This window comes from Bradyrhizobium sp. LTSPM299, from assembly GCF_000938235.1.
In the GTDB taxonomy this organism is placed as follows: Bacteria; Pseudomonadota; Alphaproteobacteria; order Rhizobiales; family Xanthobacteraceae; genus Bradyrhizobium.
In genome coordinates this window covers 1-21807 of the sequence record NZ_JYMU01000081.1, presented here as the reverse complement: position 1 = coordinate 21807, position 21807 = coordinate 1, and the positions used below count along the sequence as shown (strand labels likewise).

Below are 21807 nucleotides of genomic sequence, written 5' to 3'. Positions count from 1 at the left end.
CCGGATAGGACCTGCGCCGGGCGGTTGTGTTGCCGGCTGAGGAAAGTGATGAAACGCGTTTGTATCGTTGCGTATGCGGCGCTCGGGGTGAGCGTCGGCCTGTCCTCGACATTTGCATTGGCGCAGTCGGTAGAGATTCCACTCAACTATGCCGTGAATACCGGCTACAATTTCGGCGGCAAGCTCTCCAACCCCGTTCTCATTCTGACGATCAATGTCGGCGTCAACGGAGGGGTGGCGCAACCCTACGCCTTCGATACGGGCTCCGCGGTCTTCCTGGCCCCAGGCAGTGTTTTCGCGGGCACGACGTCACCCGTCCTGGCGTCAGGCAACATCGATACCTACGGGGGCACCAACACGTTCGCCGGCAACGTCTATCAGGTGACGGCTCAGTCGCTTCAATTTTACGCCACGCCGGGAGCGACGTCCGGCGGAATCTCGCTGGGCACGTCGGGCAATTACAACGTCGCCTCGTACGCGACGCTCAATGGCAAGACCTCGGTCGCGCAGCCGTTCGGGACCGCAGCCGTCGGTGCTTTCGGTGCCGACGCGCAGGCCTTCACCCTGTCGGGCACGAATGTCGGTCTCGGCAGCGTCCTTGGGCAAGCCGTCGTGGCAAACACCACGGCGGGCTATGTAGTCTCGGCGAACGGCCAGAGTCTGGCGGCACTGAATTCGCTGCTGGGGACCAGCATTCCCGGTGGTCCGGCGACGACAGCGCAGCAGTCCGTCCAGAGCGTTCCGCAATCCGTGACGAGCTGCAACCCCTGCGTCACGCTGGGTCTCACGCCGGCGCTGCTCGCCCAATTCCTGCCGATGAACACCGTCAATGCGGCTCCGAGTAGCGCGATGACGCTGTTTCCGAATTCCAATGTGGCTGGAATCGACAAATTCGTGCCGTTCAATTTTACGCTGAGCTCCGGCTCGAGCAGCGCCAGCGAGCAGTTCACGCGATCGGTCTCGCTGGATTCGGGCTGGACCGACTTCAAGCTGCAATTTGCCGGCAGCCTGTCGAATTTCCCAAATCCCCAGCTCACGATCTCCGCGCAAGCCGGCGGCACCCAGCAGACGTTCAACATCGCCTCTGCGACCGGCGTGCCGTCTCCCTTCAATCTCGCGAACTCGACGCCTTCCGAGAATTACCTGGGCATCGGGTTCTTCGAGGCGAATTCGGTGCTGTTCGATCTGACGGGTCAGCAGGTCGGATACTCCCCGAATTTCGTCACCGCCGCGAACATTTCCACGACGCAGACGCTCGTGATCGACTCCAGCTCCGTGCCGCTCGGTCTGGCTGGCGTGATCTCTGGCCCCGGCGGCGTGTCGGTGGAAGCGGGAGGCTCGGCGACCCTGAGCGGCACCAACACCTACACGGGGGCGACGTCGATTTCGGGGGCTGGCTCCTATCTTGCGCTGGTCGGTCCCGGCACCATCGCCGCGTCCAGCGGCGTCACGGTGTCCGCGGGAGGATTGTTCGATGTTTCGAACGCGAGTGCGATGGCCACGATCAAGTCGCTGGCGGGCGATGCCAATGGATTTGTCTGGCTCGGCTCCAACGCCCTGGCGCTGTCGGCCGCGAGTGGACAGTTCGGCGGCACGATCGCCGGCAGCGGCGGGTTCGCGCTGATGTCAGGGAGCGAGACGCTCTCGGGTACAAACGCCTACACGGGGATGACGTTAGTCGGCGGCGGGACCTTAACCGTCAACGGATCGATTGCGAATTCCGCGCTGACGGTCGTTGGTCCCGGCGCGGCGCTGATCGGCACGGGCACGGTCGGCTCTCTGGCCGTGATGAGTGGAGGCACATTCGCGCCGGCATGGGGCGTGCATGGCGGCGCGATGACCATCGCCGGCGATCTGTCGCTGGCGACTGGCGCTGGTTACGGCGTGCAGTTGACCTCTGGAGGCTCCACGCACGCCGACATCGGCGGCAATGCGTTCCTTGCCGGCATCGTCGAGGCGGCGTTCGCGCCGGGGGCATCTGCCTCGAAGTCGTACGACATCCTGCATGCGGCTGGTCTCAGCGGCACCACGTTCGACGGAGTGGCGGCGCTGCCGAACTTTGCCGCGAGCCTGAGCTACAGCAGCACCGAAGTGGTCCTGAATCTGACGGCGCAGCTTGGCCGGTCGTCGACCCTCAATGCCAATCAGCAAAATGTGGCCGCCGCGATCGATGGTTACTTCAACAACGGCGGAACGCTGCCGCCGGCTTTCGTGACGCTGTTCGGCCTCACCGGCAGCAACCTCGGCAACGGGGTGAGCCAGGCCTTGGGTGAATTGGGCACGGGCTCGCAGCAGACTACGTTCAATGCCATGGGCCAGTTCATGGGGGTGATGACCGATCCCTTCAAGAACCGGAACGGCTCCGCCGATCCGACGCCAAATGCGGCCGGCTACGCCGATGAAGCGCTGGGTTACGCGGCCGCCAAGCGCGATGCCTATGCGATGTTTACCAAGGCGCCGCCGGCCGCCTTCGTGCAGCGCTGGAGCGTGTGGGCGTCAGGCTTCGGCGGTTCGCAGACCACCGACAGCAATGCGGCGGTGGGATCGAACAACACGACCAGCAGCATCTCAGGTACCGCCGTCGGCGCCGACTATCTGTTCTCGCCGAACACCATTGCCGGCTTCGCGCTCGCGGGCGGCGGCACCAATTTCAGCGTCGACGGGATGGGCTCGGGCCGATCCGACCTGTTCCAGGCCGGTGCCTATGTTCGCCACACCGAAGGCGCGGCCTATGTCTCGGCGGCGCTGGCCTATGGCTGGCAGGACATCACCACCAACCGCACCGTCACGATTGCCGGCACCGACCAGCTCCGTGCCGAGTTCAACGCGAACGCGTATTCGGGACGCATCGAAGGCGGCTATCGCTTCGTGGCGCCCTGGGCCGGCGGCCTCGGCATCACGCCCTACGCCGCGGGCCAGTTCACGACGTTCGATCTGCCTGGCTATGCCGAGCAGGCCGTGGTCGGCTCACCGGCCTTCGCGCTCGCCTATGGTGCGAAGAGCGTGACCGATGCCCGCAGCGAACTGGGCATCCGCACCGACAGGTCCTTTGCCGTGGCGAACGGCATCCTGACCCTGCGCAGCCGCTTCGCCTGGGCGCATGACTACGACCCGGATCGGTCGATCGCGGCGACCTTCCAGGCGCTGCCCGGTGCGAGCTTCGTCGTTGGCGGCGCGGCGCAGGCTGCCGACTCCGCGCTGACCACAGCATCTATCGAGATGAAATGGGTGAACGGCTGGTCGGCCGGGGCCACCTTCGAAGGCGAGTTCTCCAACGTCACGAGTTCCTACGCCGGCAAGGGGGTTGTGAGATACGCCTGGTAGGAATCCTCAGCACCCTCGGCAAATGCCTCTGATCTTTCGATCGACGAGCGCCTCCTCCTGATCGATGATCTGCTGAGACGCGGATATCGATGCGGGAAGATCGATCGCACGCGGCTGGCGGTGGCCGACCGGTGCCGACCACGGCCGGGTCGTCATTTCGTTTGACGCATATGCGCTCGGCGCCTGGATCGTCGTTTGTGCGAGGACCGCGGCTACGATTGCCGCCGACCGAATTGCAACCAGGCCAAATCGTTCAAGATTCCGTTCGAGATTGATCACCGAAGCCTCCGTGAAGGATTCACGGCGCATGAGTGCGCCTCTGATGGACCTATTCGCGTCAGAGCTGTGATATTCCCGGATCGTGCGTTCTTGCTCGCAGGCCGAAGTGCTCGCGCTTTGGTGATCGCAGATGATGAAATAATTCCGGGCGTTCACCGCACTTGGTTTCAGGAGCCGGGCGTGCCTGGCTTCAACCAACGTGTGGAGAGAACCATGACCAAATTGATTTTCGTGGCGGCTGCCCTGGTCGCGGCTGCCGCATACACCACCGAGGCCTCTGCCGCCCGCAAGGTCGCGTCGCGGGCCACCCAGGCCACGACAACGGCCAAGACCGACGTCGATTGTGTGCGCGCTCCGAACGTCGGATCGTACGCCACCGCGCCCTATGCGATGCCGCCTTGCATGCCCGGGACGATGCGCTGACGATGTCGGCCGGCCTGATCTTCGACGGACGAACTCAATAACAAAAAGCCCCGGACGCGATGTCCGGGGCTTGGTCTCATCTGTGATGATCAGCCTATTCCGGCTTGCCGATCGAGACCTTCAGCGTGCCGACGCCGTCGACGCCGCATTCCAGCTTGTCGCCGGGCTGCAACTGCGACACGCCGGCGGGCGTTCCCGTCATGATGATGTCGCCGGCGGCAAGCTTCACCTGCTGGGAGAGCTGCCAGATGATTTCGGGCACGCTCCAGATCAGCTCCGTGAGGTCGCCCTTCTGGGCTTCCTTGCCGTTGACGGTGAGCCAGATCTTGCCCTGCGAGGGATGGCCGATCTTCGATGCCGGCTCGATCGCGGAGCAGGGCGCGGAATAGTCGAACGACTTGCCGACTTCCCACGGACGCTCCTTCTTGCGCGAGGCGATCTGCAGGTCGCGGCGGGTCAGGTCGATGCCGACGGCATAGCCGTAGACATGCTCGAGCGCTTTGTCGGCGGGGATGTTCAGGCCGCCACTCTTCATCGCGACGACCAGCTCGACCTCGTGATGCAAATCCTTGGTCAGCGGCGGGTAGGGAATGGTGGTGCCATCAGGCACCAGCATGTCGGCATGCTTGGCGAAGAAGAACGGCGGCGCGCGCTCGTCATTGCCCATCTCGCGGATGTGCTCGAGATAGTTGCGGCCGACGCACCAGATGCGGCGCACCGGATAGACGCCGGACTCGCCAACGACGGGGAGCGAGGGCTGCGGCGGGAGCGGGATGACAGTGGATGCGGCGTTCATGAGAGGATCTCGCTGCTCGTGAGGTGATGAACTGGATTTAGCCGGTCGCGCTGATCGGCGCCAGCGCCGGCGGCGACACGTCGTGGTGATGCTGCAGGCGGAAGAACGAGGCGTAGCGGCCGCCGCGACGCAGCAGCTCCTCGTGCCGGCCACGCTCGACGATCTCGCCGCCCTCGACCACCAGGATGGCGTCGGCATGCATGATGGTGTGCAGGCGGTGCGCGATCACGATCGTGGTGCGGTTCTGGCAGAGATGCTCGATCGCTTCCTGCACCTGCTTCTCGGATTCGGAATCGAGAGCGGCGGTGGCCTCGTCGAGCAGGATGATCGGGGCGTTCTTGATCAGCGCGCGGGCGACCGCGATGCGCTGGCGCTGCCCGCCGGAGAGCTGGGTGCCGTGCTCGCCGACCGGCGTGTCGTAGCCGAGCGGAAAGCTCGTGATGAAGTCGTGGGCGCAGGCGGCCTTCGCCGCATCGACGATCTGCGCGTCGGTCGCGCCTTCCGTGCCGAAAGCGATGTTGTTGCGGATGCTGTCGCGGAACAGATAGACGTCCTGGCCGACATAGGCGGTCTGCCGACGCAGCGACTTGCGCGACACCGCCGAGATCGACTGCCCGTCGATCAGGATCTCGCCCTGGGTCGCCTCGTAGAAGCGGAGCAACAGGGCCAGCACCGTCGACTTGCCGCCGCCGGAGGGGCCGACCAGCGCGGTGACCTTGCCGGGCTCGGCCATGAAGCTCATGCGGTTCAGCACCGGCTCACTGGGCCGATAGGCGAAGCTGACGTCGCGCAGCTCGATCCGCGCGTCGGTCAGTTTCAGCGCCGGCTTGTCGTTATCGGCGTGTTCGGTTGCCGGACTGTCGACGACCTCGAGCAGCATCCGCGCGCCGACCAGCTGGCTGTTGAGGTCGATGTTGAGCCGGGACAGCCGCTTGGCCGGTTCGGTCGCCAGCAGGAAGGCGGTCATGAAGGAGAAGAACTGGCCCGGCGTCGCACCGAGCGCGACCACGCTGTAGCCGCCATAGAGCAGGCAGCCCGCGACCGCGAAGCCGCCCAGGGTCTCCATCAGCGGATTGGCGCGGTTGGCAACGCGCGCCATCTTGTTGGCATTCTGCTCGACTGCGGCGATATTCTCGTCGATGCGCCGCTGCATGGTCTCTTCCAGCGTGAACGCCTTGACGGTGCGGATGCCCTGCAGCGATTCCTGCATCGTCTCCATGATGTCGGCGGTGCCGGTGAACTGATTGTAGGCGAGCCCCTTGATCCGCTTCACCAGCTTGCGCAGCATCAGCATCGCCGGCGGCACCACCACGAGGCCGATCAGCGACAGGATCGGATCCTGAAACACCATCACGCCGACCAGGCTGATCAGCATCATCAAGTCGCGCCCGACCGCGTTGACCAGCATGCTCAGCACATCGGTGATCGATTTGGCGCCGGCGGTCATCCGCGCCAGGAATTCGGAGGAGTGACGCGCCGAGAAGAAGCCGATGCTCTCGCTCATCAGCTTGGCAAACAGCTGCCGCTGGTTGTTGGCGAGGATGGCGTTGGAGATCTTGTTGAGGATCACGGTGTGGCCGTAGGTCGCCACGCCCTTGATGAACAGCAACAGCACGGTGACGCCCGACAGCACCGCGATGCCGACGACGTTCTTGTCGATATAGGCCTGGTTGATCACCTGGCCGAGGATATAGGCCGAGCCCGCGGTCGCGCCCGCCGCGATCCCCATCAGCACGAACGCGACGAGATAGCGGCGCCAGAAGGCGACCCCCTGTTCCATGACCAGGCGGCGAATCAGGACCGCCGCGCCATAAGGATCGTCGGTGATTTTCTTAGGAGATTGAGCCATCCGCGTTCCATTGACGGCAAGCGCTGCTTGCCGTCAAGTTCGGAGACTCCTTGCCCGCTTGGCGGGGCTTTTTCAAGCCCAATAACGGCTTGATTTTTAGGCCGATTCTGCCTGCTGCGGGAGGCCGCCGCGCTCCCGGAACAGCTTCTCCTCCCAGGCCAGCGCGTGGCTCGCGATGGTCTCGAGATCGTCATAGCGCGGCGTCCAGTCCAGAGCCGAACGCAGCCGGCCGGTGTCGGCGACCATGGCCGTGATGTCGCCCGGCCGGCGCGCGGCGTAGGCGACGGCGAAATTACGCATCGAGACCCGGCGCACCGCTTCGATCGTCTCCAGCACCGAATAGCCGCGGCCGTAGCCGCAGTTCAGCGTTATCGACTGGCCGCCGGCGCGCAAATACGACAGCGCCGAGCGATGTGCCTCGGCGAGATCGCTGACATGGATGAAGTCCCTGACACAGCTGCCGTCCGGCGTCGGATAATCGGTGCCGAACACGTCGACCTTGGCGCGCTGGCCGGTCGCCGCCTCGACCGCGATCTTCAGGAGATGCGTGGCGCCGAGGGTGGCGAGCCCGACGCGGCCTTTCGGATCGGCGCCGGCGACGTTGAAATAGCGCAGCACGACATAGCTCATGCCATGCGCGGAGGCCACATCATGCAGCATGATCTCGGTCATCAGCTTCGATGAGCCGTAGGGCGACAGCGGCCGCGTCGGCGCGATCTCGGGCACCGGGACCTGGTCCGGGTTGCCGTAGACCGCCGCGGTCGAGGAGAAGATGAAGCGGCTGACGCCGCCCTTCACCGCCGCATTGAGCAGGCTGCGCGTCGTCATGGTGTTGTTGCGGTAGTAGCCGAGCGGATCGCGCATCGAGTCCGGGACCACGACCGAGCCGGCGAAATGGATGATGCTCTCGATTCCGTGCTGGGCGATCACGCCCTCGACCAGGTTCTCGTCGCCGGCATCACCGATGAACAGCGGCACGCCCTCCGGCAGGAAGGCGGAGAAGCCTGTGGACAGATTGTCGATCACGACGACGCTCTCGCCGGCATCGACCAGCGCATGAACCATGTGACTTCCGATATAGCCGGCGCCGCCGGTCACAAGCACGGTCATGGATGCAATTCTCCCGATCTCGTTTGGCGGTAATGCTAGCGGGAGCGCGGTGAAGAGTGGGTTTCGTCGCGGCCGAACTGGCCACTATGCTTAATGTTGCGTATAGGAACTGGCGCGAAACGGAGATCTGCGTGCCGATCGAGAACACATCTGCCGACGAGTTGCAGCTGATCGTGCCGAATCTGCACAGACGCTATTCGGGCGTCACCGCAACCAACCGCATGGTCGCGCCGAAGCTCGCAGCGATGTTCCGTGCAGCCTGGTTCGGCTCGCATCGGCCCGACGGCATTGCCGCGATCGGACCAACCGATCTGATGCGGCTATGGCGCCGCGCGCGGCCCGTGATCTGGCATGCGCGGCGCAACGACGAGATGATCGCGGGGCTCATGCTGCGCGGGCTCGGCTGGCCGCTGAAATTGCTGTTCACCTCGGCGGCGCAGCGTCATCACACCTGGCTGACGCGCTGGCTGATCGGCAAGATGGACGCGGTTATCGCGACCAGCCCACTATCGGCATCCTATCTGAAGCGCGAGGCCACGGTGGTGATGCATGGCGTCGACACCATCAGCTACGCGCCGCCGGCCGATCGTGCCGCCGCCTTTGCCGAGAGCGGATTGCCGGGGCGCTACGCGATCGGATGTTTCGGACGGGTGCGCGCGCAGAAGGGCAGCGATGTGTTCGTCGATGCGATGTGCCGATTGCTGCCGCGCTATCCCGATTTCACCGCTGTCATCGTCGGCGCCGTGGTGCCGGAGCAGCAGGCCTTTGCCAATGACCTGAAAAGGCGCATCGAGGCCGCGGGGCTGCAATCACGCATCGTCATCACCGGCGAGCTGCCGATCGAGGACGTCGCGCGCTGGTACCAGCGGCTGACGATCTATGCCTTCACCTCGCGCAACGAAGGTTTTGGCCTGACCTTGATCGAGGCGATGTCGGCCGGCGCGGCGCTGGTGGCGTCGCGCGCGGGTGCGGCCGAATTCGTCGTCGAGGACGGCGTCACCGGCGTGCTGACGCCGCCCGGCGACGTCGATGCGCTGGTGGCGGCGCTGGAGCCGTTGATGCGCGATCCGACTTCTGCGGCCGCGATCGGCGCGCGGGCGCGAGCGCGCGTTGTGGACAAGTTCAGCCTCGATGCCGAAGCGAACGCGATTGCCGCGGTCTACCGCACGCTGATCTGAGCCAGCACCCGCTGCGCGATGTCGACGACCTCTTCGGCGGCAATGTCGCGCATGCAGCGGTGATCGTTCATCGTGCAAATTGTGCGTTGACAGGGCTGGCACGACAGCTTGGACTTGGTCTGCCGCACCGTCGCGGCGAGGCCGTTGAGCGGGGCCCAGAGATAGGGGTCGGTCGGGCCGAAGATGCCCATGGTCGGCGTGCCGATTGCCGCCGCGATGTGCATTAGCCCGGAATCGTTGGTGACGGCGACGCTGGCTGCGGCCATCGCCAGCGCGCCGTTGCGCAGATCGGTGCCGGTGAGGTCGCGAACCCGCGCGCCGCCGACGGCTGTGATCTCCTGGGCGAGCGCCTTTTCGCCGGGGCCGCCGACCACCCAGACGTCGAAACCGCGTTCGGCGAACAGCCGCGCGGCTTCCGGATAATAAGTCCAGCGCTTCGAGGCGCCGACCGATCCGGGCCCGAGCGCAATAGAAGGACCCGTGCCGAGCCCATTGGCCTGGCGCCAGCTGATGACCTCGTCGGCGGAGACCCGCAGCTGCGGCACCGGCCATTCCGGGGGGAGCTTGGCGCCATCGGGCAGCGCCAGCGCGGCATTCTTGTCGATGAAGCGCGGCAGGGCCTTCTCGCCCCAGCGCATCTTGTTGATAAGTCCGAACCGCGCTTCGCCGAAGAAACCCACCCGTTCCGGGATCCCGGCCAGCGCAGGGGCGATGGCGGCTTTCCAGGTGCGCGGCAGCACCAGGGCGGTTCCGTAGCCGCGGGAGCGCAGTTCCGCCGCCAGCGCCCGTTGCCTGGCCACCGCAAGCCGGCCGCGCGGCAGGTCCCAGACGATGCCGGAGCGGACGCCCGGCATATAATCGACCAGCGGCGCACATTGCGAGGTCACCAGCAGGTCAACCGGCCGGTTCGGCCAGCGCTGGTTCAACACCCGGACCACCGTGTGGCCGCGAACGAAATCGCCAATCCACATATAGGGGACGACCAGGATCGGGCGGCTATCCGCCGCATCCTCGGTCTCGATCCCTAATATTGAATCATAATTCATATCTACAAGTGCGCCGGATGGGGTCAATCGCGGCCACGTCGGTATCTGGTCCGCGTCGGGAGGTAAAGCGCCGTTGCCTGTGGCGCGGGAGTGGGGCAAAGCTGGCGGCCACAATGGGTTTGGGCAGGATTTCGGTATGTTTCTGGTAACCGGGGGTGCCGGTTTTATCGGATCGAACGTCGTGGCCGCGTTGAACGACGCCGGCCACAGCAACGTTGCGGTCTGCGATATCCTTGGGCACGACGGCAAATGGCGGAACCTGGCCAAGCGCCAGCTCGCCGATTTCGTGCCGCCGGCGGAACTCATGGAGTGGCTACGTGGCCGCCGGCTGGACGCCATCATCCACCTCGGTGCGATCTCCTCTACAACAGCGACCGACGGCGATCTCGTCATGGAGGCCAATTTCAAGACTCCGCTGCGGCTGCTCGACTGGTGCACGGCCAACACCACGCCGTTGATCTATGCCTCGTCGGCGGCGACCTATGGTGACGGCGAGCAGGGATTTGCCGACGATGGGTCGGTCGCGGCGCTGAAGCGGCTGCGTCCGATGAACCTCTACGGCTGGAGCAAAAATCTGTTCGATCTCGCGGTCGCGGAGCGCGCGGCAAAGGGCGAACGACTGCCGCCGCAATGGGCCGGGCTGAAGTTCTTCAACGTGTTCGGCCCCAATGAATATCACAAGGGCACGATGATGAGCGTGCTGGCCCGCCGCTTCGACGACATCAAACAAGGCCGCGCCGTGCAATTGTTCAAGTCGCATCGCGACGGGATTGCCGACGGCGACCAGCGCCGCGACTTCATCTATGTCGACGACGTCGTGCGGGTGATGATGTGGCTGCTCGCGACGCCACAGGTCTCGGGGCTGTTCAATGTCGGAACCGGCAAGGCGCGCAGCTTCAAGGATATGATCGTCGCGGCCTACAGTGCGCTCGGCGCGCCGCCGAATATCCAGTATGTGGACATGCCTGAGCAGATTCGCGGCAGTTACCAATATTTCACCCAGAGCGAGGTCGATCGTCTCGCCCGCGCAGGATACAACGGCGGCTTCACTGCGCTGGAAGACGCGGTCGACGCCTATGTGAAGGGTTTCCTCAACCGCACCGATCGCTATCGCTGAGACACCGATGTTCGATTTTGAAGCCCTCTCGCATGCGATCTCCGGCCAGACCGTGCTCTGCATCGGCGACCTCATGCTCGACGAGTTCGTCTACGGCGACGTGTCGCGGATCTCGCCGGAGGCGCCGGCGCCTGTCATCGCGGTCCGGCGCAGCGAGACCAATATCGGCGGCGCCGGCAACGTCGCGCGCAACATCGCCTCGCTCGGCGGACGCTGCATCTTCGTCGGCCTGATCGGCGAGGATGCCGCCGGCGCGACGTTGGCCGCGGCGCTGGCCAAGGAGACCGGCATCGAAAGCGTGCTGGTGCGCGATCCCGCCCGCCCCACCACGCGCAAGGTGCGTTTCGTTTCCGAGCATTTTTCCACCCACATGCTGCGCTCCGATTGGGAGCTTGCCGCCCCGGCAGCGCCTGACATCGAGCAGCAGCTGATCGATGCGATCCTGCCGCAGCTTGCGCGCGCCGACATCGTGCTGCTGTCCGATTACGCCAAGGGCGTGCTGACCGCGCGCGTAATCCGCAACGTGATCGATGCCGCGCGCAAGGCCGGCAAGCGCGTGATCGTCGATCCGAAGAGCGCCAATCTCGCGATCTACCGCGGCGCCACCGTGCTGACGCCGAATCGCAAGGAGTTTGCCGAGGCGACCCGCAGCCGCGCCGATAGCCATGAGAGCATCGCACAGGCCGCGCCGGACGCGATGGTCCTCGCGGATTGCGAGGCGATGCTGGTGACGCAGGGCGAGCACGGCATGACGCTGGTGACGCGTGCGGGCGAGGCGGTTCATGTTCCGGCGCTGCCGGTCAAGGTGCGTGACGTCTCGGGCGCCGGCGACACCGTGGCTGCGATGCTGGCGCTGGCGTTGGCCGGCGGAGCCGACTGGGAAAGCGCGTTGCGGATGGCGAGCGCCGCGGCCGCGGTCGCGGTCGGCAAGACCGGCACCGCAATTGTGACGCCGGACGAACTGCGGCGAAAGATTCTGCCACATGCCTCGCTCGCGGCCGAAGACAAGATCGTCGCGGCCGGCGGCGACATCGAAGCGAATCTGGCGGATTGGCGGGCGCAGGATCTGCGCATCGGCTTCACCAATGGTTGCTTCGATATCCTGCATCCCGGTCACGTCAAGGTGCTGACGGCGGCACGCCGCGCCTGCGACCGCCTCGTCGTCGGCCTCAACAGCGACGCCTCGGTGAAGCGGCTGAAGGGCGAGGGGCGTCCGGTGCAGGACGAACGCGCCCGCGCCGAGGTGCTGGCAGCGCTCGAAGCCGTCGATCTCGTCGCGATCTTCGAGGATGACACTCCGATCGATCTGATCACCCAGGTGCGGCCGAGCGTGCTGGTCAAGGGCGGCGACTACACCCGCGAGCAGGTGGTCGGATATGAGATCGTCGAAGCTGAAGGCGGCGAGGTGGTGCTGGTCGACATCCTGCCCGGCCACAGCACGACGTCGCTGGTCGATCGCGCCCGCGGAGGCAAGGCGTGAGCGCGAGCATGACCACCTCGGCGGCAGCCCCGGCGTTGCCGGCCTGGCGCGATCCGGAGTGCTGGCAGACGAGCGCCGACGTGGTCGCGGTCCTGCTCGCGCTGTCGTTGCCGTGGTCGACCTCGCTGGTCGGCATCTTTGGCGTGGTGCTGCTGATCGCGGTGGCACCGACGCTCGACCTGAAGGCGTATTGGGCGCTGCTGAAGCAGCCGATCTGCGTGGCGCCGATCGCGCTGTTCATGCTGGCACTCGCCGGCACGCTGTGGTCGGACGCCGCCTGGGGTGCCAGATTGTACGCGGTCGGGCCGACGGCGAAGCTGCTGGTGCTTCCGGTCCTGTTTTATCACTTTCAGCGCTCGACGCGTGGGATGTGGGTGTTCGCGGCCTTCCTCGTCTCCTGCACGCTGCTGATGCTGATGTCCTGGCTGGTGCTGCTGCATCCCGAGTTCGTGCTGAAGCATCCGGAGGCCGCCGAGCGCGGCATCTTCGTCAAGAACTACATCGACCAAAGCCAGGAGTTCGCGCTGTGCGCGGTCGCGCTGGCTTATCCGATCGGCACGCTGCTGCGGGAAAAACGGATCGCGCTGGCCGCACTGCTGATCGCGATCGCCCTGGGCTTGTTCGCCAACATGGCCTTCGTGGTGGTGTCGCGGACCGTGCTGGTCACCGTTCCGATCATGTTCGCGGCGGTCGCGCTGTTCCATCTGCGCTGGCGCAGCATCGTGCTGATCCTGTGCGCGGCGGCCGCGCTCGTCGTGGTGGCCTGGTATTCCTCGCCGCAACTACGATGGACCGTCGAGACGTTCAGCCGCGACTACGAGATCTACAAGGAGCGCAACGCTCCGACCTCGATCGGGCTCCGGCTCGAGTTCTGGCGAAAGTCGCTCGGCTTCTTTGCCGAGGCGCCGGTGGTCGGCCACGGCACCGGAGCGACCCGTGGCCTGTTCGAGCGCGTCGCGACGCCCGTCAAGAACCTGGCCTCGAGCGAGGTGATCGGCAATCCGCACAATCAGACGCTGAACGTCGCGGTGCAGTGGGGCATTGTCGGCGTCGTCGTGCTGTATGCGATGTGGATCCTGCACCTGCTGCTGTTCCGCGGCGACGGGCTCGTCAACTGGATCGGGCTGCTTGTCGTGGTGCAGAACATCTTCACCTCGCTGTTCAACTCGCACATCTTCGATTTCCACGAAGGCTGGATGTACGTGCTGGGCGTCGGGGTCGCCGGCGGCATGATGCTGAGAGCGCGATCGGCGGAGGTCGGGGAACCTGAACGCCCAATCTGTCCATGATCGCTGGCATGCGCACGGCAGATACGCTATCAGCCTTGCCAGCCTTGTAATGTCTCGTCGCGAAACCCCCAGTTGCGGATAACCCTCTCGTCACATGATGCGCCTGCCACACTTTACTCAGCGCAACGTCCTGATACTGACCCATGACGCATTCGCGACGGCGGCTGCGTTGCTCGGGAGCTTTTATCTGCGTTTCGAGGGCAACCTGCTCACCGAGCGGTTGCCGCTGCTGCTGCAACTCCTGCCCTGGTTCGTCCTGTTCAGCGTGGCGGTCTGCTATCTCTTCAACCTGACGACGGCGAAATGGCGCTTTACGTCGCTGCCGGATGCGCTGAACATCCTGCGGGTCGCGGCGCTGCTGACGCTGGCGCTCGTGGTGCTGGATTACGTCTTCATCTTCACCGGGATGAATTCGCACGGCTTTGTCTTCCTTGGCCGCATCACGATCGTCCTGTTCTTCTTCCTCGAAGTGTTCGCCCTGAGCGCGCTGCGGCTGGGCTATCGTTATTTCCGCTATTCGCGGACGCGCCATCACGCCCGCACCGACGACGCGGCGCCCGCGCTGCTGGTCGGACGCACCGCCGACGCGGAGGTCGTGCTGCGTGGCATCGAGAACGGCGCCATCAAGCGGATCTGGCCGGTCGGCATATTGTCGCCATCGCAGTCCGACCGCGGTCAGAAGATCCGCAACATTCCCGTGCTCGGCGGGGTCGACGACATCGAGACCGTGATTCGCGACTTCGAAACCCGCCAGCGGCCGATCAAGCGCGTGGTCATGACACCGTCGGCGTTCGAGCCGGAGGCCCATCCGGACAGCGTGCTGATGCGCGCCAAGCGGCTTGGCGTGATGGTCAGCCGCCTGCCGTCGCTGGAGGGCGGCGATGCGCCGCGGCTGACCAATGTCGCGGTCGAGGACCTGCTACTGCGCCCGAGCGAGAAGATCGACTACGCGCGGCTCGAGACGCTGGTGAAGGGCAAGTCCGTCATCGTGACCGGCGGCGGCGGCTCGATCGGCGCGGAAATCTGCGACCGGGTTGCGACCTTCGGCGCGGCCCGCCTGCTGGTGATCGAGAATTCGGAGCCGGCGCTCTATGCGGTCACCGAAGCTCTCGCAGCCCGCGACACCGGCGCGGTGGTCGAGGGCCGGATCGCCGATATCAGGGACCGCGAGCGCATCACGCGGCTGATGAGCGAGTTCAAGCCGGACATCGTGTTCCATGCAGCCGCGCTCAAGCATGTGCCGATCCTGGAGCGCGACTGGAGCGAAGGCGTCAAGACCAACATCTTCGGCTCGGTCAACGTCGCCGATGCCGCGCTCGCCGCCGGCGCCACCGCCATGGTGATGATCTCGACCGACAAGGCGATCGAACCGGTGTCGATGCTCGGCCTGACCAAGCGCTTCGCCGAAATGTATTGCCAGGCGCTCGACCACGACCTGATGGCGCAGGCGGTCGGCAAGCCGCATATGCGCCTGATCTCGGTGCGGTTCGGCAACGTGCTGGCGTCCAACGGCTCGGTGGTGCCGAAGTTCAAGGCCCAGATCGAGGCTGGCGGCCCGATCACGGTCACGCATCCGGACATGGTCCGCTACTTCATGACGATCCGCGAAGCCTGCGACCTCGTGATCACGGCGGCGACGCACGCGATGACGCCGGCGCGGCCCGACGTCTCGGTCTACGTGCTCAACATGGGACAACCGGTCAAGATCGTCGATCTCGCCGAGCGGATGATCCGCCTGTCGGGCTTGCAGCCCGGCGTCGATATCGAGGTCGTGTTCAGCGGCATGCGCCCGGGCGAGCGGCTGAACGAGATCCTGTTCGCGAGCCAGGAGCCGACGATCGAGATCGGCGTCGCCGGTATCATGGCGGCCAAACCGAATCAGCCGCCAATGTCGACGCTGCGCAAATGGCTGGCAGCGCTGGAGGAGGCAATCGCCAGGGATGACCGTGTAACCATCCGCGCCGTCCTGCAGGATGCCGTGCCTGAATTCGGATCGAACGCCGCCTGATCGAGCTGTCGCGCGATCGGCGTGGCGAGACCTTCGAAAGCCATTGATGCGCAAACCCCACAAAGTCGTCGTCGTCAGCCAGCATTATCCGCCGGATCACTCTACGACCGCCGCGATCATGGCGGCGATCGCCGAGCGGATCGCGCAGGACGCCGACGTTGTGGTCGTCTCCGGCATGCCGGGCTCCGCGCGAGCGCCTGCGCCGGGGCAGCCGACCGTGGTCGAGATCAGGAATTGGCTGCCGGGCAAGGCGGCGCTGATCAAACGTGCCTTGGCCGAGACCCTGTTCACCGGCCGGATCTTCTTCGCGCTGTTGACGCGGCTGCAGCGCGGCGACGTGGCGCTGACGGTGACCGCGCCGTTCGTGCTTCCTTACGCGGTGGCGACTGCCGCGCGGCTGAAGCGGGCGAAGTCGGCGCTGATCCTGCATGATTTGTTTCCCGACGTGCTTGTGATGTCCGGACTGCTGCGGCCGTCTTCCCTCGTCGCGCGGGCGATGCGCGGGATCAATGCGCTGATGTTCCACGCGCTGAACGCCGTCATCGTGATCGGACGCGACACCGAGAAGCTGTTGCTGCGCTATGGTGGGATGACGCCCGACAAGATCAGGTTCATTCCGAACTGGACCACGCTGACGCCCGCGATCCGCCCCGTGAGCCCGGACAACCCGTTTCGCAAGGCGATCGCGGCCCGCTTCGTGGTCGGGCTATCAGGCAATCTCGGCTTCACCCACGATCCGGACATCGTATTCGAGGCGGCGCGGCTGTTGCGGGGCGAGAGCGAAATCCATTTCCTGCTCTCGGGCTGGGGCATCGGCTTCGAGCGGTTGAAGGATATGCAAGCCGCTGCGAGCCTTGCCAATGTCACGCTGGTCGATCGCGTTGCGGATGAGGAACTCGACGCGTTACTCTCCAGCGCCGACGTCTGGCTTATTCCCTATCGCAAGGACGTTGCCGGCTTGTCGGTTCCGAGCCGGTTCTACAATCTGCTCGCCGCAGGCCGACCCGTGATTCTCGTTTCTGAACCCGAGGCCGAGGCAGCGCTGACCGTGAAGGAAAACAGACTTGGCTGGGTCGTGACACCAGGCCGATCCGATCAACTCGCTGATGCCGTCAGGCAGGCGTCGCAGGCCCAGGATCCCGCGATGGCCGAGCGCGCGGTTGCGGCAGCGCAGACCTTCAGCCCTGAACGGGCCTTGGGCAGCTACGCTGCGCTGGTTCGGGAATTGCTGTGCAATCGCGATGCGGAGCAGGCGGCATGAAGGACGGCCAACCGACGGTCCTGGTGACGGGCGCCAACGGCTTTGTCGGCCGCCATTTGGTGCCCATGCTTACCCGCAGCGGCTGGGCGGTGCGGCGCGCCGTGCGGACCCCCGCTCGGGATGCCAACGACGTGGTGATCGACGCACTCGGGCCGACGACCGACTGGCGCGACGCGCTCGCCGGCGTGGACGCCGTGGTTCATCTCGCCGCGCGCGTTCATCACCAGAACGAAGAGCATGCGATCGAGCTCTACCGCAACGTCAATATCGAGGGCACGCTGCATCTGGCACGCGGCGCGATCGCGGCCGGCGTAAAGGACTTCATCTTCGTCAGCACGATCCTGGTGCACGGGCGCAGCAATGGCGGGCGTCCACCGTTTCGCGAGGACGATGTTCTGACGCCCCGTGGCCTCTACGGAATGTCGAAGGCGGCCGCGGAAACCGGCCTGAAGGAGTTGGTGCCGGATAGCGGCATGAGGGCGACCGTCATCCGGCCGCCCCTGATCTACGGCGCCGGGGCAAAGGGGAACTTCGCGCTGCTCGAAAAGGCGGTGAGGCGCGGTGTCCCGCTTCCTCTTGCCAATGTCGACAACCGCCGCGCATTCCTCTCGGCGCAGAACCTGGCCTCGTTCGTCCTCTACCGTTTGGCGCACCCGGCAGGGGCATTCGATGTGTTTCTGGTCGCCGACAGCGAGCAGGTCTCGACGGGGGAGTTCATCGAGCGCCTCGCCCGCGCGGCACGGACGTCACCGCGCCTGTTCTGGTTGCCGACACCGCTGCTGAGCACATTGCTGAAGGCCAGCGGTCGCAAGGAAGCCAATGACAGCCTGCTCGGGTCGCTCGAGCTCGATCTCTCGAAGGCCGCCGGCATCGGATGGCGGCCGGCGATCAGCCTCGATGAAGGGTTGAGGCTCGCGTTGAATCAGGCAACATTCTGATCCGGTCTGTCGTCTCGGATCACGGCGTTCGCCGGCGCGAGAACCGGCGCAGCAGCACAGCGACCGCAAGCGCGCCGGCCAGCAGCAGGACGACATCAGCTGCAAGGGAGTTCAGGACGACCGAGGCGATCGCGAGCAGCGCCAGCGCAACATTGAGTGCGAAGACCTCGCTGACGACGCGCCACACCGCAAATCCGTTGTCGGTCGCGCGCTGATAGAAGTGCGAACGATGCGCGGCCCAGAATGGCTCGTGTCTCGCCATGCGGCGAAGCAGCGTCACCGTCGCGTCGGTGAGATAATACAGCGGCAGCAGCAGGGCTGCGGCAAATTGCTGATGCAGCGCGAGCTCCAGCAGGCACCAGCCGAGCAAGAGGCCGATCGGCAAGCTGCCGACGTCGCCCAGGAAGATCTTTGCGACCGGCCGGTTGAACGGCGAGAAGCCGAGCAACGCGCCGCACAGCGCGGCTGCGATGATCGTCGTCGCTGCCGGGACCTGGCCGAAGATGCCGAGCAGGGCGACCGCAACTGTAACAGGCACGGCCTCGGCTACCGTCATCAGGTCCAGCCCGTCCATGAAGTTGACGAGATTGACGAACCAGAGGCCGGCGACCAGCAGAAGAGCGCGCTCGAGCCATAGCGGGCAGGCGGGAACGATCCGGAGATCGCCTGACGCCGCGAACACTACGGCTGCGACGGCCAAGGCCTGCAGCAGCAGCCGCGGAACGACCGGCAACGACCGGATGTCATCGGCGAAACCGACCACGGCGATGAACAGGCAGGCCGCGAACACCGCTGATGGAATCGACAGGTTCGGCGAGCCTGCGAGCGTGATGACGATCCCGCCGGCGAGCAGCGTTGCCGCCGTCACCGCGATGCCGGCGCCCTGCGGCGTCGGTATCCGGTGCGAGGACCGCGCGTTCGGCTTCGCCAGCGCCACGCGAAGCAGCAGCGGCCGCGTCGCCTGGATCACGACAGCCGAGACCGATGCGGCCAGAACAGCTGCTATGAACGACAGGAGGATTTCAAAACTGGTCATTCTGGTCGACGGCCTATTCCGAACCTGACATTTCTCCTGGCACTTCGATCGGCTCGGTGCCCTTGGCGGCTTTTTCCGGGCTCAGGATCCATACCAGACCGCCGAAGATGCCGACCACGAACGACACCGCGCCGAACAGCAGCGAGACGTTGACGCCTTCATTGGCGATCAATCCGGCATATCCGAAGGCCAGCCCCATGGTGGCTTCGCGTACGCCCCAGCCCGCGATCGAGATCGGCATCATCGTGATCAGCATCACCGGCGGCAGGAGCTGGAAGATCTCGCCGAACGTCACCGGCGCGGTGATCGACTGCACCACGCACCAGCCGATCACGACCGCCATCACGTGAATCAGCAGGGACAGCACCGTCACCTTCAGCCCGCGGTCGCGGCTGAACAGCACCCGGTTTGCGATCACGGCACAGGCGTGCACATGATGCGTCGCCCACCAGCTCTTCAGCCAGGGCCACGGCAATAGGCCGATCAGCAGGAAACCGAACCCGGCCGCGAGCGCGGCGAGATCCAGCAGCAGCAATGCCGACCGGCCGTTGGGATCGGAAATCAACCGGTAGCTCCACGGCAGGGTTGCCGCGATGAGGACGGCAAGCGCGATAAGTCCGATCGCGCGATCGACGAAAATCGAGTAGGTCGCCGCGCGCCAGCCTGCGCCGCCACGCGCGACGAGCCACAGCCGCACCGCGTCGCCGCCAATCGAGGATGGCAGCGTCTGGTTGAAAAAGGTGCCGATCACGTTGAAGCGCATCGCCTGCCCGGTCTGCAGCGGCGCGCCGCATTCGACGCTGATCTCCCGCCAGCGCAGCACGCCGAGAAAGATCTGCAGGAAGGTGATCGCGATCGCCAGCGCGAGCCAGCCCAGGCTGCCGACCTGGATTCGCGCGGCGAGGTCATACAGATTGATCTTGCGCAGCGACAAATAGAGCAACGCGGCCGAGATCAGTATCTTGACGATAGAAAGCAGGATCCCGCGCATTTCGCCCGCGCTTGCCAGGTTGCAGAATGTGTCAAAAACAGCGCAAAACGGCTTCGCGCGCCCAAATTCGCCGCCTTGGTATGGTTTCCGCACCGATCTGGCAATAGCCGTACGGTCGGCACTTGCGACCGGCTTGACGGGGCGGTTAAAGAGACCGGAACGGGGACAGCCAACCGCTTACCGGGGTTATGATGCCGGTAAAATCCGGCTGGACGCGTGGATTCGCGTGATACTGCTCCGTGTCGGCCGCGGACACGACAGGATTTGAGGCATCGATGGATCGACGAATAATCCCCCTGATCATGTGCGGCGGCGCCGGCACGCGGCTGTGGCCGGCCTCGCGCGAGGTGCATCCGAAGCAGTTCCTGTCGCTGTTCGGGACGCGCTCGACCTTCCAGGAGACGCTGCTGCGGGTTTCGGACGCGGCGGTGTTCGAGTGCCCGATCGTGATCACCAACGAGGCCTACCGCTTCATGGTGCTGGAGCAACTGGCCGAGATCGGCCGCGAGGCCGATGTGCTGCTGGAGCCGATGCGGCGCGATTCAGGTCCGGCGATTGCGGCCAGTGCGGTATTCGCGCAAAGCCGCGACAAGGATGCGATCGTGCTGGCGCTCGCCGCCGATCATCTGCTGCGCGACACCGATGCCTTCGTGGCGGCCTGCCGCGCGGGACTGGTGGCCGCGGAAACGGGCCGCATCGTGACCTTCGGCGTCAAGCCGGAGCGGCCTGCCACCGAATATGGCTATATCAATCCCGGCGAGGTTGTCGCCGGCGAGGTGCGTGCGGTCGCAAAATTCGTCGAGAAGCCGGATGCGGCGACTGCGGCCAGTTATATCGATGCCGGCTATCTCTGGAACAGCGGCAACTTCATGTTCCGCGCCGCGATGCTGCTTGACGAATACCGCAACGTTGATGCGGACAGCATTGCCTCTGTCGAGGAGTCGGTTGCGAAGGCCGGACACGATCTCGGCTTCGTCAAGCTCGATGCACAGGCCTTTGCTGCGGCGAAAGCGATCTCGATCGACTATGCCGTCATGGAGAAGACGGCGCATGCGGCGGTGGTGCCGGTGGCGTGCGGCTGGTCGGACATCGGCTCGTGGCGCCAGGTCTGGGAGCTCTCCGACAAGGACAGCCAGGGCAACGCGGCGCGCGGGGCTGCCGTGTTCGAGGATTCCCGCAATTGCAACGTCACGACCGACCGCGCGCTGGTCGCGCTCGAAGGCGTCGACGATCTTGTCGTCGTCGCAACCCAGGATGCCGTGCTGGTGTCGCGGCAGCAGAACGCCAACGGGCTGAAGCGGCTGGTCGCCAAACTGAGGGTGACGGCGCCCGAGGTGACTGAGAACCACATCAAGGTGCATCGTCCCTGGGGCTCCTATCAGGCGGTCGACAATGGCGACCGCCACCAGGTCAAGCGCATCATTGTCAAGCCGGGCGGACGGCTGTCGCTGCAGAAGCATCACCACCGCTCCGAGCACTGGATCGTGGTGCGCGGTACGGCGCAGGTGACCGTCAACGAGCTGGTCAAGACCGTGCACGAGAACGAATCGATCTACATCCCGATCGGCGCAGTGCACCGGCTGGAGAACCCCGGCAAGATCCAGCTCGAGCTGATCGAGGTGCAGACCGGCAGTTACTTTGGCGAGGACGATATCATCCGCATCGAGGACGATTATCAGCGC

General features: G+C 65.2%; 17 protein-coding genes. 10 read left to right on the top strand and 7 right to left on the bottom strand.

Annotated elements, in window-relative coordinates; genetic code table 11:
- The first annotated feature begins 48 nt into the window (after positions 1-48).
- Complete coding sequence (locus UP10_RS42360; protein ID WP_050043953.1) at positions 49-3324, top strand: autotransporter family protein; 3276 nt, start codon at positions 49-51, stop codon at positions 3322-3324.
- Between the two features lie 6 nt (positions 3325-3330).
- On the opposite strand, the gene UP10_RS34955 is transcribed toward UP10_RS42360, so the two are convergent.
- The gene (locus UP10_RS34955; RefSeq protein ID WP_245322093.1) at positions 3331-3603 is read right to left on the bottom strand and encodes a hypothetical protein; all 273 of its coding nucleotides are present in this window, start codon (positions 3601-3603) and stop codon (positions 3331-3333) included.
- A 213-nt stretch (positions 3604-3816) separates the two neighbouring features.
- Here UP10_RS34955 and UP10_RS34950 point away from each other — a divergent pair, with 213 nt between their 5' ends.
- A complete protein-coding gene (locus UP10_RS34950; protein WP_044591734.1) occupies positions 3817-4026 on the top strand; it encodes a hypothetical protein in 210 nt (69 codons plus the stop codon).
- Positions 4027-4120: 94 nt separating this feature from the next.
- Here UP10_RS34950 and UP10_RS34945 read toward each other — a convergent pair whose 3' ends face one another.
- The 3 genes from UP10_RS34945 to galE form a co-directional block, all read right to left on the bottom strand.
- Entirely contained in the window at positions 4121-4822 is a 702-nt protein-coding gene (locus UP10_RS34945) for a fumarylacetoacetate hydrolase family protein (protein ID WP_044591733.1), read from the bottom strand.
- Positions 4823-4859: 37 nt separating this feature from the next.
- The gene (locus UP10_RS34940) at positions 4860-6671 is read right to left on the bottom strand and encodes an ABC transporter ATP-binding protein (protein WP_044591732.1); all 1812 of its coding nucleotides are present in this window, start codon (positions 6669-6671) and stop codon (positions 4860-4862) included.
- A 96-nt stretch (positions 6672-6767) separates the two neighbouring features.
- A complete protein-coding gene (gene galE / locus UP10_RS34935) occupies positions 6768-7781 on the bottom strand; it encodes a UDP-glucose 4-epimerase GalE (protein ID WP_044536903.1) in 1014 nt (337 codons plus the stop codon).
- A gap of 86 nt (positions 7782-7867) precedes the next feature.
- On the opposite strand from galE, the gene UP10_RS34930 reads away from it, so the two are divergent.
- Complete coding sequence (locus tag UP10_RS34930) at positions 7868-8959, top strand: glycosyltransferase family 4 protein (RefSeq protein WP_156180592.1); 1092 nt, start codon at positions 7868-7870, stop codon at positions 8957-8959.
- Here UP10_RS34930 and waaF read toward each other — a convergent pair.
- On the bottom strand, positions 8941-10005 hold the full coding sequence (waaF, locus tag UP10_RS34925) for a lipopolysaccharide heptosyltransferase II (RefSeq protein WP_044591731.1): 1065 nt from the start codon (positions 10003-10005) through the stop codon (positions 8941-8943). The two genes, UP10_RS34930 and waaF, sit on opposite strands and share 19 nt — an antisense overlap.
- 136 nt (positions 10006-10141) lie before the next feature.
- Between waaF and rfaD the strand changes: the two genes are divergently transcribed.
- From rfaD to UP10_RS34895, 6 genes are all read left to right on the top strand, one after another.
- Complete coding sequence (rfaD, locus tag UP10_RS34920; protein ID WP_044591730.1) at positions 10142-11122, top strand: ADP-glyceromanno-heptose 6-epimerase; 981 nt, start codon at positions 10142-10144, stop codon at positions 11120-11122.
- A gap of 7 nt (positions 11123-11129) precedes the next feature.
- Positions 11130-12602 (top strand): D-glycero-beta-D-manno-heptose-7-phosphate kinase, encoded by a 1473-nt coding sequence (gene rfaE1 / locus UP10_RS34915; RefSeq protein WP_044591729.1) that lies wholly within the window; start codon positions 11130-11132, stop codon positions 12600-12602.
- An 8-nt stretch (positions 12603-12610) separates the two neighbouring features.
- Positions 12611-13891, top strand: a complete 1281-nt coding sequence (locus UP10_RS34910; protein ID WP_044591728.1) for an O-antigen ligase family protein — start codon at positions 12611-12613, stop codon at positions 13889-13891.
- A gap of 94 nt (positions 13892-13985) precedes the next feature.
- The gene (locus UP10_RS34905) at positions 13986-15899 is read left to right on the top strand and encodes a nucleoside-diphosphate sugar epimerase/dehydratase (protein WP_044591727.1); all 1914 of its coding nucleotides are present in this window, start codon (positions 13986-13988) and stop codon (positions 15897-15899) included.
- Positions 15900-15945: 46 nt separating this feature from the next.
- Positions 15946-17160, top strand: coding sequence for a glycosyltransferase family 4 protein (locus UP10_RS34900; protein WP_044591726.1), 1215 nt, complete (start codon positions 15946-15948; stop codon positions 17158-17160).
- Positions 17157-18098 carry an NAD-dependent epimerase/dehydratase family protein gene (locus tag UP10_RS34895; RefSeq protein ID WP_044591725.1) on the top strand — a complete coding sequence of 314 codons (942 nt, stop codon included), beginning with the start codon at positions 17157-17159 and terminating at the stop codon, positions 18096-18098. Before UP10_RS34900 ends, UP10_RS34895 begins: the two co-directional genes overlap by 4 nt.
- Positions 18099-18117: 19 nt before the next feature.
- On the opposite strand, the gene UP10_RS34890 is transcribed toward UP10_RS34895, so the two are convergent.
- Positions 18118-19134: an MraY family glycosyltransferase gene (locus UP10_RS34890; RefSeq protein ID WP_044591724.1), complete on the bottom strand. Its 1017-nt coding sequence runs from the start codon at positions 19132-19134 to the stop codon at positions 18118-18120.
- 13 nt (positions 19135-19147) lie between these two features.
- The gene (locus tag UP10_RS34885) at positions 19148-20125 is read right to left on the bottom strand and encodes a lysylphosphatidylglycerol synthase transmembrane domain-containing protein (RefSeq protein ID WP_044591723.1); all 978 of its coding nucleotides are present in this window, start codon (positions 20123-20125) and stop codon (positions 19148-19150) included.
- Between the two features lie 275 nt (positions 20126-20400).
- On the opposite strand from UP10_RS34885, the gene UP10_RS34880 reads away from it, so the two are divergent.
- The coding region (locus UP10_RS34880; protein ID WP_044585597.1) for a mannose-1-phosphate guanylyltransferase/mannose-6-phosphate isomerase at positions 20401-21807 on the top strand (1407 nt) is incomplete at its 3' end.

Bases quoted from the DNA above. Each gene is read 5' to 3' on its own strand.
- UP10_RS42360 (WP_050043953.1), top strand. From the start codon at position 49: ATGAAACGCGTTTGTATCGTTGCGTATGCGGCGCTCGGGGTGAGCGTC.
- UP10_RS34950 (WP_044591734.1), top strand. From the start codon at position 3,817: ATGACCAAATTGATTTTCGTGGCGGCTGCCCTGGTCGCGGCTGCCGCA.
- UP10_RS34945 (WP_044591733.1), bottom strand. From the start codon at position 4,822: ATGAACGCCGCATCCACTGTCATCCCGCTCCCGCCGCAGCCCTCGCTC.
- UP10_RS34940 (WP_044591732.1), bottom strand. From the start codon at position 6,671: ATGGCTCAATCTCCTAAGAAAATCACCGACGATCCTTATGGCGCGGCG.
- galE (WP_044536903.1), bottom strand. From the start codon at position 7,781: ATGACCGTGCTTGTGACCGGCGGCGCCGGCTATATCGGAAGTCACATG.
- UP10_RS34930 (WP_156180592.1), top strand. From the start codon at position 7,868: ATGCTTAATGTTGCGTATAGGAACTGGCGCGAAACGGAGATCTGCGTG.
- waaF (WP_044591731.1), bottom strand. From the start codon at position 10,005: ATGAATTATGATTCAATATTAGGGATCGAGACCGAGGATGCGGCGGAT.
- rfaD (WP_044591730.1), top strand. From the start codon at position 10,142: ATGTTTCTGGTAACCGGGGGTGCCGGTTTTATCGGATCGAACGTCGTG.
- rfaE1 (WP_044591729.1), top strand. From the start codon at position 11,130: ATGTTCGATTTTGAAGCCCTCTCGCATGCGATCTCCGGCCAGACCGTG.
- UP10_RS34910 (WP_044591728.1), top strand. From the start codon at position 12,611: ATGACCACCTCGGCGGCAGCCCCGGCGTTGCCGGCCTGGCGCGATCCG.
- UP10_RS34905 (WP_044591727.1), top strand. From the start codon at position 13,986: ATGATGCGCCTGCCACACTTTACTCAGCGCAACGTCCTGATACTGACC.
- UP10_RS34900 (WP_044591726.1), top strand. From the start codon at position 15,946: ATGCGCAAACCCCACAAAGTCGTCGTCGTCAGCCAGCATTATCCGCCG.
- UP10_RS34895 (WP_044591725.1), top strand. From the start codon at position 17,157: ATGAAGGACGGCCAACCGACGGTCCTGGTGACGGGCGCCAACGGCTTT.
- UP10_RS34890 (WP_044591724.1), bottom strand. From the start codon at position 19,134: ATGACCAGTTTTGAAATCCTCCTGTCGTTCATAGCAGCTGTTCTGGCC.
- UP10_RS34885 (WP_044591723.1), bottom strand. From the start codon at position 20,125: ATGCGCGGGATCCTGCTTTCTATCGTCAAGATACTGATCTCGGCCGCG.